General features: G+C 66.0%; 17 protein-coding genes. 11 read left to right on the top strand and 6 right to left on the bottom strand.

Annotated elements, in window-relative coordinates:
* Positions 1–74 precede the first annotated feature (74 nt).
* The gene (dnaA, locus tag OH802_RS04385; protein WP_406025465.1) at positions 75–1,820 is read right to left on the bottom strand and encodes a chromosomal replication initiator protein DnaA; all 1,746 of its coding nucleotides are present in this window, start codon (positions 1,818–1,820) and stop codon (positions 75–77) included.
* Positions 1,821–2,304: 484 nt separating this feature from the next.
* Between dnaA and rpmH the strand changes: the two genes are divergently transcribed.
* The 5 genes from rpmH to OH802_RS04410 all read left to right on the top strand — a co-directional run bounded on the left by rpmH (position 2,305) and on the right by OH802_RS04410 (position 4,668).
* Positions 2,305–2,442 carry a 50S ribosomal protein L34 gene (rpmH, locus tag OH802_RS04390; protein WP_091044043.1) on the top strand — a complete coding sequence of 46 codons (138 nt, stop codon included), beginning with the start codon at positions 2,305–2,307 and terminating at the stop codon, positions 2,440–2,442.
* 25 nt (positions 2,443–2,467) lie between these two features.
* Positions 2,468–2,821: a ribonuclease P protein component gene (rnpA, locus tag OH802_RS04395; RefSeq protein ID WP_406025467.1), complete on the top strand. Its 354-nt coding sequence runs from the start codon at positions 2,468–2,470 to the stop codon at positions 2,819–2,821.
* Positions 2,818–3,099, top strand: coding sequence for a membrane protein insertion efficiency factor YidD (gene yidD / locus OH802_RS04400; RefSeq protein WP_406025469.1), 282 nt, complete (start codon positions 2,818–2,820; stop codon positions 3,097–3,099). Before rnpA ends, yidD begins: the two co-directional genes overlap by 4 nt.
* 61 nt (positions 3,100–3,160) lie before the next feature.
* Entirely contained in the window at positions 3,161–4,150 is a 990-nt protein-coding gene (gene yidC, locus OH802_RS04405; RefSeq protein WP_406025471.1) for a membrane protein insertase YidC, read from the top strand.
* On the top strand, positions 4,147–4,668 hold the full coding sequence (locus OH802_RS04410; protein WP_406025473.1) for a protein jag: 522 nt from the start codon (positions 4,147–4,149) through the stop codon (positions 4,666–4,668). Before yidC ends, OH802_RS04410 begins: the two co-directional genes overlap by 4 nt.
* A 114-nt stretch (positions 4,669–4,782) precedes the next feature.
* Here OH802_RS04410 and OH802_RS04415 read toward each other — a convergent pair whose 3' ends face one another.
* Positions 4,783–5,538 carry a L,D-transpeptidase family protein gene (locus OH802_RS04415; RefSeq protein ID WP_406025475.1) on the bottom strand — a complete coding sequence of 252 codons (756 nt, stop codon included), beginning with the start codon at positions 5,536–5,538 and terminating at the stop codon, positions 4,783–4,785.
* A 459-nt stretch (positions 5,539–5,997) separates the two neighbouring features.
* Entirely contained in the window at positions 5,998–6,327 is a 330-nt protein-coding gene (locus tag OH802_RS04420) for a GIY-YIG nuclease family protein (RefSeq protein WP_355231294.1), read from the bottom strand.
* Positions 6,328–6,621: 294 nt separating this feature from the next.
* Between OH802_RS04420 and rsmG the strand changes: the two genes are divergently transcribed.
* The 3 genes from rsmG (at position 6,622) to OH802_RS04435 (ending at position 9,608) form a co-directional block, all read left to right on the top strand.
* Positions 6,622–7,362, top strand: coding sequence for a 16S rRNA (guanine(527)-N(7))-methyltransferase RsmG (rsmG, locus tag OH802_RS04425; protein WP_406025478.1), 741 nt, complete (start codon positions 6,622–6,624; stop codon positions 7,360–7,362).
* Between the two features lie 89 nt (positions 7,363–7,451).
* Entirely contained in the window at positions 7,452–8,444 is a 993-nt protein-coding gene (locus OH802_RS04430) for a ParA family protein (RefSeq protein ID WP_406025480.1), read from the top strand.
* A 123-nt stretch (positions 8,445–8,567) separates the two neighbouring features.
* Positions 8,568–9,608: a ParB/RepB/Spo0J family partition protein gene (locus OH802_RS04435; RefSeq protein WP_406025482.1), complete on the top strand. Its 1,041-nt coding sequence runs from the start codon at positions 8,568–8,570 to the stop codon at positions 9,606–9,608.
* Between the two features lie 210 nt (positions 9,609–9,818).
* Here the strand turns inward: OH802_RS04435 and OH802_RS04440 are convergent, their stop codons facing one another.
* The gene (locus tag OH802_RS04440; protein WP_406025484.1) at positions 9,819–11,135 is read right to left on the bottom strand and encodes a PLP-dependent aminotransferase family protein; all 1,317 of its coding nucleotides are present in this window, start codon (positions 11,133–11,135) and stop codon (positions 9,819–9,821) included.
* 67 nt (positions 11,136–11,202) lie between these two features.
* Between OH802_RS04440 and OH802_RS04445 the strand changes: the two genes are divergently transcribed.
* The gene (locus OH802_RS04445; RefSeq protein WP_355231304.1) at positions 11,203–11,859 is read left to right on the top strand and encodes a GNAT family N-acetyltransferase; all 657 of its coding nucleotides are present in this window, start codon (positions 11,203–11,205) and stop codon (positions 11,857–11,859) included.
* Between the two features lie 157 nt (positions 11,860–12,016).
* Positions 12,017–12,190: a hypothetical protein gene (locus OH802_RS04450; RefSeq protein ID WP_406025487.1), complete on the top strand. Its 174-nt coding sequence runs from the start codon at positions 12,017–12,019 to the stop codon at positions 12,188–12,190.
* A 50-nt stretch (positions 12,191–12,240) separates the two neighbouring features.
* On the opposite strand, the gene trxA is transcribed toward OH802_RS04450, so the two are convergent.
* Positions 12,241–12,570, bottom strand: coding sequence for a thioredoxin (trxA, locus tag OH802_RS04455; RefSeq protein ID WP_271188326.1), 330 nt, complete (start codon positions 12,568–12,570; stop codon positions 12,241–12,243).
* A gap of 123 nt (positions 12,571–12,693) precedes the next feature.
* Positions 12,694–13,668 carry a thioredoxin-disulfide reductase gene (gene trxB / locus OH802_RS04460; RefSeq protein ID WP_406025489.1) on the bottom strand — a complete coding sequence of 325 codons (975 nt, stop codon included), beginning with the start codon at positions 13,666–13,668 and terminating at the stop codon, positions 12,694–12,696.
* A 434-nt stretch (positions 13,669–14,102) separates the two neighbouring features.
* On the opposite strand from trxB, the gene OH802_RS04465 reads away from it, so the two are divergent.
* The gene (locus tag OH802_RS04465) at positions 14,103–14,708 is read left to right on the top strand and encodes a hypothetical protein (RefSeq protein WP_406025491.1); all 606 of its coding nucleotides are present in this window, start codon (positions 14,103–14,105) and stop codon (positions 14,706–14,708) included.
* The last annotated feature ends 328 nt before the right edge of the window (positions 14,709–15,036 follow it).

Consider the following 15,036-nt stretch of genomic DNA (forward strand, 5'->3'; position numbering starts at 1 on the left):
GTTTTAGAAATCCCAAAACGCGAAACGGCCGCCGGCCCGGAAGGGGCGGCGGCCGCGTACGACTGCTGGTTCGGTCAGGCCTGGCGGGCCTGCATCTTGACGCGGTTGGTGAGCTCGGAGACCTGGTTGAAGACGGCCCGGCGCTCGGCGAGCAGCTGGTTGATCTTGCGTTCGGCGTACATGACGGTGGTGTGGTCGCGGCCGCCGAAGTGCTTGCCGATCTTGGGCAGGGAGTCCTCGGTGAGCTCCCGACACAGATACATGGCGATCTGGCGGGCCATGACGAGGTGACGCCCGCGGGAGGGCCCCGTGAGCTCGTCGATCGACAGCCCGAAGTAGGCCGCAGTCTGGGCGATGATCAGGCCGGCGGTGATCTCGGGCTCGCCACCCTCGGGGATCAGGTCCTTGAGCACGATCTCGGCCAGGGTCAGGTCGACGTCCTGCCGGTTGAGGTTGGCGAACGCCGTCACCCGGATCAGCGCACCCTCGAGCTCACGGATGTTGGTCTGGATCTTGCTCGCGATGAACTCGAGCACGTCCGGCGGCGCGGTGAGCCGCTCCATGGCGGCCTTCTTCCGAAGGATCGCGATGCGGGTCTCGATGTCAGGCGGCTGGACGTCGGTGATCAGACCCCACTCGAACCGGTTGCGCAGCCGGTCCTCCAGCGCCTCGAGCCGCTTGGGCGGCCGGTCGGAGGTGAGGACGATCTGCTTGTTGGCGTTGTGGAGCGTGTTGAAGGTGTGGAAGAACTCCTCCTGCGTCTGGGTCTTCCCCTCCAAGAACTGGATGTCGTCGATCAGCAGGACGTCTACATCGCGGTAGCGCCGTTTGAACCGGTCCTGCCGGTCGTCGCGGATCGCGTTGATGAACTCGTTGGTGAACTCCTCCGAGCTGACGTAGCGCACCTTCGCCCCGGAGTAGAGACTCCGCACGTAGTGGCCGATCGCGTGCAGCAGGTGGGTCTTGCCCAGACCCGACTCTCCATAGACGAGCAGCGGGTTGTAGGCCTTGCCCGGCGCCTCGCTGACCGCGACCGCGGCCGCGTGCGGGAATCGGTTGGAGGACCCGATGACGAACGTCTCGAAGGTGTACTTCGGGTTCAGGCGGGTCTCGAGGACGTTGTGGCTCGGCTCGCTCGGCCGCGTGGGCGGACCAGGGACGAGCGGCCGCGGCGGAACCGGCTCCTCGACGGGGGCCACCGGAGGCGCCGGGGGATTTGTCGACATGTCGCCATACCTAGGACGTACGTCGTCGTGAGCCGCGGGCGGAGCCGGCTGCTGAGTGGGCGGCGGAGCGATGGGAGCCTGCGGCGCCGAGTACGCCGCGGGCGCGCCCGGGTCCTCGTGCGGCGCGGTCGCCGGCGGGATGCCGGGGATCAGGCCGGGCGAGTTCGGCGGGTAGACCGACTGGTGCGGGAACGCCGACTGGTTCGGGGCTGCGCTGTTCGAGAATGGCGACTGCTGCTGCAGGGCAGCGGCTGCGGCAGCGTCCGCGGCGGCGATCTCCCGCTCGGAGATCATGATCGCCTGAGTGTCGGGATCCGGCGTGACGTCGAGATCGGGGTTCACGGTGACCGCGATGCGGATCTCCCGATGGAAGATCTCGCCCAGCGACCTCTCGAGGGACCCACGCAGGCGGCCCTCGATCTGGTTGCGGGTGAAGTCGTTGGGGACCTCGACGATCGCGGTCGACCCGTGCAGAGTGAGGGGCTCACTGTCCCGGAGCCAGGCCCGCTGGTTCGGCGGAAGCTCGGCGACCACCTTCGTCCATGCGGACTGGAGATCTGGCTGTGGTTCTGGCGCGAGGCCGGAGTGCTCCACAGGTTCCTGCCTTCCCTGATGGCTCGGGTGGGTGGTCTTTATTGATGCAGCCTGGATTCATGCAGCGGTCCGGTCTACATCCTCCACAGACTTTTCCACAAGCTGTGGAGCATCCCCGAATGTAGGCATCGGAGACCAACCGAGACACGTCGCCGTCCTCGAGAATCCGACCGTTTCGGCAGGTCAGGCGGGAAAACTAGTTCCCTGCGTGGCATCCCCCCGAATGCGGCCGATGCTCCTGACGATGTGCAGGGAAACCTCGGTAGAGGACGAAACTACCGGCTGGCGAGGGTCATGGGCAACCCGTCCTCCACAGGGGGAGGGCAAATCACAGGTCTGTGATAGGGCGCGAGTTTGACCGTGGTTTCGCCGTCCACGTACCGTTACTAGGTCGCCCGTTCCACGGGTGCGTGATTCTTGGTCCTAGTAAGCAGGACAGCCGGAAGAGCGACCGGCCACCACACCACACACTAAGGAAGCACCCGTGAGCAAGCGTACTTACCAGCCGAACAACCGCCGCCGTCACAAGACGCACGGTTTCCGCCTGCGCATGCGCACCCGTGCCGGCCGCGCGATCCTCGCTGCGCGCCGCGGCAAGGGTCGCAAGAGCCTGACCGTCTGAGGCCGCGGCCTCAGCCACCACGCGCGTGTTGCCACGTCGCCACCGACTGGTCGATTCGTCGGGCTTCAAAGAAGCAGTACGACGAGGCAAGCGCGCGGGCTCGAAGAGCCTGGTGGTCCACCTGCTCGTCCCCGGCACCGGCCCAGCTGCCGACCGGGAGGGCGAGCCGCAGGTGGGCTTCGTGGTGAGCAAGGCCGTCGGTCCGGCCGTCGTCCGGAATCGCGTGAAGCGCAGACTGCGTCACCAGGCCCGGGAGTCCCTGAGCGGACTCCCGGGCTCTGCTGTGCTTGTGGTCCGTGCGCTTCCTGCCGCCGCCGACGCCGACTACGACGCCCTGGGCGCCGATCTGCGGCGCTGCCTGGAGCGAGTGCTCCGATGAGTACTGCGGTCCGCGTCGTACGTGGCGGTGTCGACAAGTTCAACCACCTGGTCGCGGCCGTCCTGATCGGACTGCTTCACGTGTGGCGGACTCTGATCAGTCCGCTCTACGGCGATGTGTGTCGCTACTACCCGTCGTGCTCGGCGTACGGGCTCGAGGCCGTCAGGACGCACGGCCCCTGGCGCGGGAGCTGGCTGACGGCGCGCCGTCTGGCCCGTTGCGTCCCCTGGGCCAAGACCCGGGGCTTCGATCCCGTACCGACCCCGAAGAAATTTTGAAGAGACCCTGAAGACCTGGTCCGTGTAAGTGCGGACTCCCCAAACCGAGGAGCCTGATTCCGTGGGAGCCATAGGCGATCTGTTCGGATGGATCGCAACACCGCTGTATTACGCCATCTCGGGCATCCTGCTCGTCTGGCAGAAGGCGTTCTCGTACGTCATCCCGTCTGAAGGTTGGCAGTGGGCCCTGGCCATCGTCGGCCTGACCGTGACCATCCGCGCGCTGCTGATTCCGCTGTTCGTGAAGCAGATCAACTCCAGCCGCAACATGCAGCTGCTGCAGCCGAAGGTCAAGGAGCTGCAGAAGAAGTACGGTCACGACCGCGAGAAGCTCGCCAACGAGACCATGAAGCTCTACAAGGACTCGGGCACCAACCCGTTCGCGTCCTGCCTGCCGCTGCTGCTGCAGATGCCGATCTTCTTCGTGCTGTTCCGCATGCTCGAGCACGCCTCGAAGGGTGACGGCAAGGGCTTCCTGACCGACGCGGCCGCGCACGAGTTCGCCACCTCGACCTGGCTCGGCTCGCTGCTCTCCGACCAGTTCACGACCGCCGATCACATGTCGACTCGGATCCTCACCGGGTTCCTGGTCGTGGCGATGATCGCCACCACCTTCCTCACCCAGCGTCAGCTGATGTCGAAGAACATGCCGGCGGACGCCATGACCGGTCAGTACGCCCAGCAGCAGAAGCTCCTGCTCTATGTGCTGCCCGTCGTGTTCGCCGTCGGCGGTATCGCCTTCCCGGTCGGAACGATCCTCTACTGGACCTCCTCCAACCTGTGGACGATGGGCCAGCAGTTCTACGTGATCCGCAACAACCCCGCACCGGGGACGCCGGCGTTCGATGCCAAGCAGGAGCGCGACCGGGAGAAGCGCCGCAAGAAGGGTCTGCCCGACGCGGAGATCGACATCGCCGAGGCCAACGAGGCGGCGGCCGAGAAGCGGCCTGCGAAGCGCACCCAGCCCAAGAGCCAGACCAGGAGCCAGCGGAAGAAGGCCGGCACGAGCGCCGGTCGCTCCACGACCCAGAAGGACGGGGGAACCAAGTGACGACTCAGGATGTGAGCGAGACCGAGACCGAGACTGTGGAGGAGGTCAGCGAAGAGACGCGCCTCAAGCAGCTCGAGCAGGAAGGTGACATCGCGGCCGACTACCTCGAGGAGCTCCTCGACATCGCCGACCTCGATGGCGACCTCGACATGGACGTCGAGGGCGACCGTGCCGCCGTCTCGATCGTCGGTGGCGACCTGCAGCAGCTGGTCGGCCGCCACGGCGAGGTCCTGGACGCGCTCCAGGAGCTGACCCGGCTCGCCGTCTACCGCGAGACCGGCGAGCGGTCCCGCCTGATGCTGGACGTCGGTGGCTACCGTGCCGACCGTCGCTCGACGCTCATGGCGCTCGCCGAGGAGACCGTCGCGAAGGTCAAGGAGTCCGGTGCCCCGGTCTCGCTCAAGCCGATGTCGCCCTTCGAGCGGAAAGTCGTCCACGACGCCGTCGCCGCCGCCGGGCTCACCTCCGAGTCCTCCGGTGTCGAGCCGCAGCGTTACGTGGTCGTCCTGCCTGAGTGACGCTGACACAACAAAGAGATCGCCCCTCGTGCCGTGTGGCACGAGGGGCGATCTCTTTGTTTCACGTGGAACGGGCTGGATCGGTGGTCGAGCTTGTCGAGACCACCGGGGCAGCTAGGACCAGTAGACGACGACCCGGTCACCGACGCGGATCTGGTCGAAGACCCACGCGATCGACGACTTGTTGCGTACGTTCACGCAGCCGTGGGAGCAGCCGTTGTAGCCGCGGGCAGCGAAGTCGGACGAGTAGTGCACCGCCTGGCCGCCGTTGAAGAACATCGCGTACGGCATCGGCGTGTGGTAGATCGAGGAGACGTGGTTGCGGCTCTTCCGGTAGACCTTGAACGCGCCCTCGCGGGTCTTGGTGTCGGAGCAACCGAAGCGAGCATCCATCGCCCGGACGATCTTGCCGGCGCGTACGTAGCGCATCCGGCGGTCGGTCTTGTCGACGCAGAGCACGCGGCCGGTGAGGCAGCGACGGTCGAGGTTGTAGAGCTTGGCATCGGTCGGGGTGCTCGTCACCGAGCGGAGCCGGTCGAGCGTGCGCTGGTTGACCTTGCCGGTGATGGCCAGACGCTGGTTGCGCTGGAAGACCTTCACAGCGCCGGTCGTCTTCGAGCCGTAGTTGCCGGTGACCCGGCCGCTGTAGATGCTCCGCTCCTTGAGGCGCGCCTGGATCTTGCGCACCCCGAGACCGGTCGAGCCCTGCTGGTAGAGGACGGTGTACGCCGTGTGCAGGCCGATCTGCCCGACGGAGGCCGACGGTGCAGTGGCCTGGGCGCTGCTCGGCGCCGCGATCGAGCCCAGGGAGAATCCCAAGGCGAGGATGGTGGTGAGGAAGATCGCCACCGGGGTTCTACGGACGTTCACATCAGCTCCGTGGGTCATGGATGGTGGCCCGGTCGCACGGGCCGCTGGAGTCGCACCCCGAGTGCGACGTTCTACGACTAAGACGTTCGAGCAGCGTGCGCGGTTGCATCAGATTCGCGAGGCTGCTCGCGGACTTTAGCGCACCTGACGCCCCGACGACGCCTTTGGGAACCCTTCTGCGGATTCGTTGGGCTGACGTTCTTCCAGGCGTCTCCAAAGGGGTGTGTTTCACGTGAAACGGGGTGGTCATCGAGCCTGTCGAGATGACCATGCGCGCGTGCAGGACGTGGTCTCGACAGGCTCGACCACCGGGTCGCCTACGACACCGCGCGGGTACACATGTTGTGGTCTCGGCAGGCTCGACCACCGCGGTCATCGAGCGCGTACGTGCGGTGGTCTCGACAAGCTCGACCACCGGTCATCGAGCTTGTCGAGATGACATCGCGCGCGACATGTAGGTCATCGAGCCTGTCGAGATGACCGTTGCTGCGGAGTAGGTAACGGGTGTGGGGTCGTCGACGTGTTGGCCAGGCGTGGGAGTTCGCCGAGCTCTCCTCGGATGAGCGCGAGCCGCTTGGCCCGACCCCAGTTCTGGATCTGTTTCTCCCGCATGAACGCGTGCTCGACGTTGTCGTACTGCTCGTACCAGACGAGCTCCACGGGTAGGCGATGTCGGGTGTACTCCGAACCGAGGCCGACTCGGTGCTCGGTCATGCGGCGTTCGAGGTCTGTCGTGCTGCCGACGTAGAGAGTCCGGTCGGCGCAGAGGAGCATGTATGTGTAAGCCATGTCCTCATCATGAGCGGCACCACCGACAGTCCCGGAGGTCGAGCTCGGCGAGACCTATGTTCATCGGGGTGGTGGTCTCGACAAGCTCGACCACCGGTCATCGAGCTTGTCGAGGTGACTCGGACGTACGCGGGATGGTCTCGACAGGCTCGACCACCGGGGTGGGGTGGTCTCGACAGGCTCGACCATCGGTCATCGAGCTTGTCGAGATGACCGGGACGTACGTGCTGTGGTCTCGACAAGCTCGACCACCAAGAGTTCTTGGTTGTGCGTTTCACGTGAAACAGTTTGTGTGTGAGCGAGGAACGTGGGGACTTGGCGGGTCTGGGCGAGGTGGACCCTCGGGCGGAGAAGGTCTTTCCGGCGGATCGGCTGGAGCTCGCGGAGAGGTATGCCGCCTGGCTGGCCGACGCGGGGGTCGTGCGCGGTCTGATCGGACCGCGGGAGGTTCCGCGGCTGTGGGATCGGCACATCCTCAACTGCGCGGTGCTGGGCGAGGTGATCCCCGAGGGAGTCGCGGTGGCGGACATCGGGTCCGGTGCGGGACTCCCCGGTCTTGTCCTCGCGATCGCTCGCCCGGATCTGCACATCACGCTGATCGAGCCGCTGCTGCGGCGTACGACCTTTCTCGAAGAGGTCGCCGAGGATCTGGGGCTCGAGAACGTGACGGTGCTGCGGGGGAGGGCGGATGCCTTCCACGGCGAGCTCGGGTTCGACGTGGTGACCTCGCGAGCCGTGGCCGGTTTGGGCAAGCTGCTCGACTGGTCGATGCCGTTGGTCGTCCCCACGGGCGCGCTCGTCGCGATGAAGGGGTCGAGCATCGAGGCGGAGATCGAGGAGGCAGACGCGACGTTGAAGAAGTGGGGATGCGCGCCGCCGGCGGTCTCCGAGCTCGGTGTAGGCGTTTTGGAGACGACAACTGTCGCGGTTCGGGTGGTTTGGTCGGATCCCGCACGGGTAGATTGGCCGCCGGTCCCGAAGGGCGGCCAGAAGGGGCCCAAGGGCGGGTCTCGAAAGAAGAAGCGCCGCCGCTGAAGGTGGTCGAGCTTGTCGAGACCACGAGATTTCGGGCGTGAGACGTCATCTCGACAAGCTCGATGACCGAACGATGAGGATGAGGAAACATGCCGTACGACGACGAGAGCGCACAGAACGCCGTTTCACGTGAAACCGACGAACCGGTGTCGATCAGGCTCCGTACGGCCGGGGACATCGCGTCCTTCGAGAACGACTTCGACACGGAGGCGACGCCGCTGGCGGCTGCTGCCGAGCACACGCTCCTGGCGCGTGGTGCGGCGAGCAACCGGCCGCCGTTGCCGCGCCCGGCGAGCACGCGCGTGATCGTCTCCGCCAACCAGAAGGGCGGCGTCGGCAAGACCACCTCGACGGTGAACATCGCCGCGGCTCTGGCGCAGCTCGGCCAGAAGGTTCTGGTCATCGACCTCGACCCGCAGGGCAACGCCTGCACCGCGTTCGACGTCGACCACTTCCAGGGCACCCCGGGGACGTACGAAGTCCTGGTCGAGGGGGCCAGCCTCGAGAACGTCGTGGTTCCGGTCCCGAAGCTCGAGGGTCTCGAGCTGGTGCCGGCGACCATCGACCTGGCCGGTGCCGAGGTCGAGCTCGTCGAGGAGGACGGACGTGAGCAGCGCCTGAAGGAGGCGCTGGCCAGGTCTCCCCGTGTGGGTGACGCGGAGGACCGGTGGGACTACGTCCTCATCGACTGCCCGCCGTCACTGGGCCTGCTCACGGTCAACGCGCTCGTCGCGAGCACCGAGGTGATGATCCCGATCCAGGCGGAGTATTACGCGCTGGAGGGTCTGGGACAGCTCCTCAAGACCGTCGAGATGGTGCGCGCCGCGCTGAACCCGACGCTCAAGGTCTCCTCGATGCTGATCACGATGTACGACGCCCGCACCCGCCTCGCGTCGCAGGTCGCCGAGGAGGTGCGTGAGCACTTCGGTGACACGGTCATGCGCACGTTCATCCCCCGCGCCGTGCGCGTGTCCGAGGCGCCGTCGTTCGGGCAGACGGTGATGACGTACGACCCCGGCTCGCCGGGTGCGCTGAGCTATCTCGAGGCCGCCAAGGAACTCGCCAAACAGGGCGACCAGTGACGATGAAGGACCCGGTGGTCGAGCCTGTCGAGACCACCACAATTGCGACATCAGACGTGGTCATCTCGACAAGCTCGATACACCGCTCGACAAGCTCGACCACCGACAATGGGGGACACAGAAATGAGTAAGCAGCCGCCGAAGCGTGGTCTCGGACGAGGGCTGGGATCGCTGATCCCGACCGCTCCACCCGCTGGCGGAAACGAGTCGGCGGACAGCGCTTCTGTCCAGCCGGACGTCCGTCATTCGGACCTTTCCGCTGGAGCGACTTCTGGCCCATCCCTGGACCCCAGGTCCACCGCCTCGGCGGAAGGCCGCCAGATCGAGAATTCGGATCTGGCGCCCGTCGACGGCGCATATTTCGCCGAGCTGCCGGTCAAGCAGATCCACCCCAACCACGTGCAGCCTCGTCAGGTCTTCGACGAGGACGCGATGGCCGAACTGGTCCATTCGATCAATGAAATCGGCCTTCTGCAGCCGATCGTGGTCCGGAAAGTGGCGGCCGACTCCTACGAGCTGGTCATGGGTGAGCGCCGGTGGCGCGCCACTCAGCAGGCGGGCCTCGACGTCATCCCGGCGATCGTCCGCGAGACCGACGACACCGACATGCTCCGGGACGCGCTCCTGGAGAACCTCCACCGCTCGCAGCTGAACCCCCTCGAGGAGGCGGCCGCCTACCAGCAGCTGCTCAACGACTTCGAGTGCACCCACGACGAGCTCGCCCAGCGGATCGGTCGATCGCGGCCACAGATCTCCAACACGATCCGGCTCCTGAAGCTGTCCCCGTCGGTCCAGCGCCGGGTCGCCGCCGGCGTGCTCTCGGCCGGTCACGCCCGGGCGCTGCTCGCCGTCGACGGCGAGGCCCAGCAGGACAAGCTGGCTCAGAAGGTGGTCGCGGAGGGCATCTCCGTACGCGGCCTCGAGGAGATCGTCGCCCTGGGCGATCCTGACGGCGACGCCTTCGCCACGCCGCGCGTGAGGCGAGCCAAGCCGACTGCTCCTGGGCTCAAGGAGATCTCCGACAAGCTCTCGGACCGCTTCGACACCCGGGTCAAGGTCGATCTGGGCCGCTCCAAGGGCAAGATCACCGTCGAGTTCGCCACCCTGGACGACCTGCGCCGGATCGTCGAGCTGATGTCGCCCGCGCCGGACGAATCCATTTAGGCATTAAGCGCTAAAGCGCTTTGTCGACAAATAGATTTCTCTGGTCCTCGAGCGCAGCCGCCCGGTCATCGAACTTGTCGAGATGCCCCTCGTGACCGGACGAGTGGTCTCGACAAGCTCGACCACCGGGAGTGCCCGGTCATCGAGCTTGTCGAGATGACCTTTGTGCCAGAACGGGTGGTCTCGACAAGCTCGACCACCTCGGCTGAGCTACTGCGTGTTCGTCGAGGGGTGCTCGGCGCCGCGGATGGGGAGACCTGGGATCGGGCCGGTGGCACCGAACGTCTCCAGGAGCTCCATCTCGGCCTCGATGACACCGGCCAGGCGGCGTACGCCTTCTCGGATCCGCTCCGGGGTGGGATAGCAGTAGGAGATCCGCATCGAGGAGGCGCCGAAGCCGTCGGCGAAGAAGCCGGTGCCGGGTACGAACGCGACTCGCGAGGTGACCGCGCGGGGCAGCATCGCCTTGCTGTCGATGCCGGAGGGCAGCGTCAGCCAGACGAAGAAGCCGCCGTCGGGCTTGGTCCACGTGCACGCCGCGGGCATGTAGGCCTCGAGTGCGTCGAGCATGGCGTCGCGGCGCTCGCGGTACATCTCCCGCATCTGCTTGATCTGGCCCTGCCAGTCGTGGTTGGAGAGGTAGGCGGAGACGGCCATCTGGTTGAACGGCGGCGGACAGAGCGTCGCGGACTCCTGGGCGAGGACCAGCTTCTCGCGGATCGCGGATGGGGCCAGCGCCCAGCCGACCCGCAGGCCGGGGGAGAACGTCTTGGAGAAGGAGCCGAGGTAGATGACGCCCGGGTCCTGGGCCCGCATCGCCGGGCGGGGCTCGTCGTCGAAGCCGAGGAGGCCGTAGGGGTTGTCCTCGAGGACCAGGATGTCGTGGCGCCGGCAGATCTCGAGAATCTCGGTGCGGCGCTCGGGCGTCATGGTGACGCCGGTCGGGTTCTGGAAGTTCGGGATCGTGTAGAGGAACTTCACCCTGCGGCCGGAGGCCTTGGTGGACACGATCGCCTGCTCGAGCGCGCTCGGGATCAGGCCGCTGGCGTCGACCTCGGCGTGCACGATGTCGCACTGGTAGCCCTTGAAGACACCGAGAGCACCGACGTACGAAGGAGCCTCACAGATCACGACGTCGCCAGGGTCGCAGAAGACGCGGGTGACCAGGTCGACGGCCTGCTGGGAGCCGACGGTGACGACGACGTCGTCGGGGTGGGCCTCGATGCCCTCCAGGCGCATGACCTCGCAGATCTGCTCGCGCAGGACCGGATCGCCCTGGCCGCCGCCGTACTGCAGGGCGGTCGGGCCCTGGGTCAGGATGAGGTCCTTGATCGAGTCGCCGACCACGTCCAGCGGGAGGCTGGAGATGTTGGGCATGCCGCCTGCGAGCGAGACCACCTCGGGACGGGCTGCCACGGCGAAGAGGGCCCGGACCTCCGAGACCGTCATGCCTGCCGTGCGCGCGGCGTAGCGGTCCGCGTACGGGTCGAGGCGGGATGATGTTGCGCGCTGGGGAAGATCAGTCATGGTGTCACCATCATGAAGGATCGCATACGCTGGTGACAGACCCTTAACCCAGGATCAATGGTGAGACATGGCACGCCGCATCCTGCCCCTGACGCTGGATCTCTTCTCCGAGGTCCCGGCGCCGTGCCGCGCGTGCCTGTTCTGGGAGCGTGATCCAGTCGGCCATCGCCGCGTCGACTCGTCGCAGTCGATCGGGGTCAAGGAGGCGTGGATCTCCGAGGTGCTTCGCGAATGGGGATCGTGCGGCCGGGTGGCCGTGGTGGACGGTACGCCGGCGGGGTTCGTGCTCTACGCGCCGCCGGTCTTCGTTCCGCGGGTCGCCTCCTTCCCGTCCGGACCGGTCTCCGCCGATGCCGTCCTGATGACCACGGTGTGGATCGACCCGCGTCGAGCCGGCGGCGGGATCGGCCGGATGCTGGTGCAGGGAATGGCCCGTGACCTGGTCCAACGCGGTCAGTTCCGGGCGATCGAGGCGTTCGGCGACGTGGGGCCGATGAGCGGGATCCACGGTCGCCGCTGCGCTGCCCCGGCCGACTTCCTCGGACGGGTCGGGTTCAAGACCCACCGGGACCACCCCACCGTCCCGCGGATGCGGATGGACCTGAAACAGACGGTCACCTGGATCGACGACTTCGAGTCCGCCTGGGAGCGGTTGCGGGAGGTCGTACGCCCACGCAGCCACCCGTCGCCTGCCTCCACCGAGCTTCATCGCGACGGCGAGTGAATGTTTCCCGTGAAACGGTGGTCGAGCCGGTGGTCTAGCCGGTGGTCGAGCCGGTGGTCGAGCCTGTCGAGACCACGAACCCTCGCGGTGGTCGAGCCTGTCGAGACCACGAACCCTCGCGGTGGTCGAGCCTGTCGAGACCATCAACCCTCACCCGGTGGTCGAGCTTGTCGAGACCATCAACCCTCACCCGGTGGTCGAGCTTCCGGTGGTCGAGCTTGTCGAGACCACTAAAGCCTCCGCCACAACTGCAGTCTCGCCCGCCGTTTGTGCCAACTCGCCCGCCACAACTGACGTCTCGGCCGACGCAAGTGACGTCTCGATGAAATGACGCTGGCCCGCCACCTCAACAGGTGGCGGGCCAGCGTGTGACAGCTGGTGTCAGCCGATGAACTCCTGCAGCTCCTTGAGGAGCGCGGCCTTCGGCTTGGCGCCGACGATGGACTTCACGACCTCGCCGCCCTGGTAGACGTTGATGGTCGGGATGCCGGTCACGCGGTAGGTGGAGGGGGTGACCGGGTTCTCGTCGACGTTCATCTTGGTGAAGGTGACCTTGTCACCGTGCTCGCCGGCGAGCTCCTCGAGGATCGGGGAGACCTGACGGCACGGGCCGCACCACTCGGCCCAGAAGTCGACCAGGACGGGCTTGTCGGACTTCAGGACCGTTGAGTCGAACTCGGCGTCGGTCACGGCGGAGATGTTGTCAGCCACGATGGGTTTCCTTCTTGGTAGGGACGGTTAGAGGAGGTCTGTGGTCAGAACGCTGGGCCTGTGTCGCACATTCCCGGCGCCCGGTCATCGAGCTTGTCGAGATGACAACCGTAGCCGCGGCGATCAGGCCGAGACGGCAGCCGCCTCGGCGTGGGCCTGGTGGGCGAGGAACTTCTCGGCGTCGAGCGCGGCCTGGCAACCGGTGCCGGCAGCGGTGATCGCCTGACGGTAGACGTGGTCGACCAGGTCACCGGCGGCGAAGACGCCCTCGATGTTGGTGGCCGTGGTGCCGTCCTTGGTGAGGACGTAGCCGTCGTCGTCGAGGTCGACCTGGCCGGTGAGCAGCTCGGACCGCGGGATGTGGCCGATCGCGATGAACAGGCCGGCGCACTCGAGGTCGCGCAGCTCGCCGGTCTTGGTGTCCTTGACGGTGATGCTCTCCACGGAGAGCTCGCCGTTGATGGACTCGACCACGGAGTTCCAGGCGATCTCGAGCTTCGGGTCGGCGAAGGCGCGCTCCTGCATGATCTTGGAGGCGCGCAACTCGTCACGGCGTACGAGCAGGGTGACCGAGGAGCCGAAGCGGGTCAGGAAGAGGGCCTCCTCCAGGGCGGAGTCGCCGCCGCCGACCACCACGATGGGCTTCTGCCGGAAGAAGAAGCCGTCGCAGGTGGCACACCAGGAGACGCCCTTGCCAGAGAGCTCGTCCTCGCGGGGCAGGTCGAGCTTCTTGTAGCCCGAGCCGGTCGCCAGGATGACGGACCTCGCGTAGTGGGTGTCGGTCGCGGTCTTGATGACCTTCACCGGGCCGGTCAGGTCCATCTCGATAACGTCGTCGGGCTCGAGCTCAGCACCGAAACGCTCCGCCTGGGCACGCATGTTGTCCATCAGCTCCGGACCCATGATGCCGTCACGGAAACCGGGGAAGTTCTCCACCTCGGTGGTGTTCATCAGGGCACCGCCGGCGGTCACCGACCCCTCGAAGACGAGAGGCTGCAGTCCGGCGCGGGCGCTGTAGACCGCTGCGGTGTAGCCCGACGGGCCAGAACCCACGACGATCACGTTGCGGGGGTCGGTCGGGGACGACGGGGTCGGCATCTTTGGCTCCTCAGGTGTGGCTGGCGAAATGCACAACAGATCGTAGGCCACGTACATTCCTTGGTCCTGAACGCGGAGACGCAGCACCCTCGGGGGCATGTCTGGACGTACGTGTGGCGATTGCACACTCGGCCAACCGGAGCGGAGTCGGATGTGTACATGGGTGGACAGTCAAGAACCGAGCGCGCCCGACCCGAAATTTTGCAGCAGTCCCAGGCCCGTCGGCACGCGAAGACGGTAGGGAGTAGCCGGGTTGCTCGCCATCGGTATCGCGACAGGACTGCAGCAAGCGGTACCACCATGCGTCCGCGCAGGTTCTGCGCCGCACTGATCACGCGAAAGTGCGTACAACAAGTCTTTTTGCCAGTTATCGTTCCGGGCCACCGGGTCACGGGCGAAACGTTCACCCGACCCCAACTGCATAGGAGGCCATCTTGAGAAGAAAATTCGCGGGCGCGTCGGCACGCCCCGTTGCGGCGCTGATCGCCGCTCTAGTGATGTGTGTTGGACCATCTGCATTTGCACCTGCATCTGCTGTGCCAGTCCAGGTCCCAACAGCCATCGCCTCGGGGGATCCATTTGCTGACTTGGCCGGCGACAGTTTACTGACTGTCAAGGAGGCCTCCGAACGCCTCGAGTCCGGGGGAATCGGGACCATGGCGAACACGAACGTGTATTGTGCCATCCTCGACGGCAGTTTCGGCTGCAAAACTGGCTACAACAATGAGGATGGGCTTGTCGTTGCAGCCGCCTACGAGAATCGCTGGTTCAACAGCCAGAACGACGGATTCGTTGTAATTATCTTCAACCCCAAGTATTCGGTGGGTTGCACCTCCACGACCAGCGACTTTGAGGGCGGGGCAAACTTCGGGTCCGCCTATCAAGACAGGGTTTCGTCCATCAAAACCTTCAGCGGCTGTGACATCAGCCTGTGGTCCCGTAGAGACCTTCAATTCGAGGGCACGTCGTGGATCGATTCGGAGGACGACCTGTCCCCCTCTGGTTGGAACAACCAGGCGCAATCTTTCGAGATCTCGTGACCTCGTAGCGTGAGTGCCCGTCCGCCAGCATCGGACGGGCACGAGCTCTACCAGACGTCGGGCTCCGGACATGCTCGACTCAATGGACCGAGGCGGTGTCCGCTCTCAGCCAAGCGCCAGCGATTCATGGTCCTGCGGCCGAGCGGGTGGCGCAATGTCGCGGCTGCCCGTGAGTGGGTGTATTGAGGTCGAACCGGGAAGATCTGGTCGCGCGGCTACAGGACCTATCGCAATGGCGAGGCGGTCGAGTTCGTCCCGCCGCCGACAACGTATCGCCTGGCCGTGCGGGAGATCAGCAACCGGTGCTATCTCAAGACGAGCGGATCCG

The organism is Nocardioides sp. NBC_00850, from assembly GCF_045207335.1.
In the GTDB taxonomy this organism is placed as follows: domain Bacteria; phylum Actinomycetota; class Actinomycetes; order Propionibacteriales; family Nocardioidaceae; genus Nocardioides.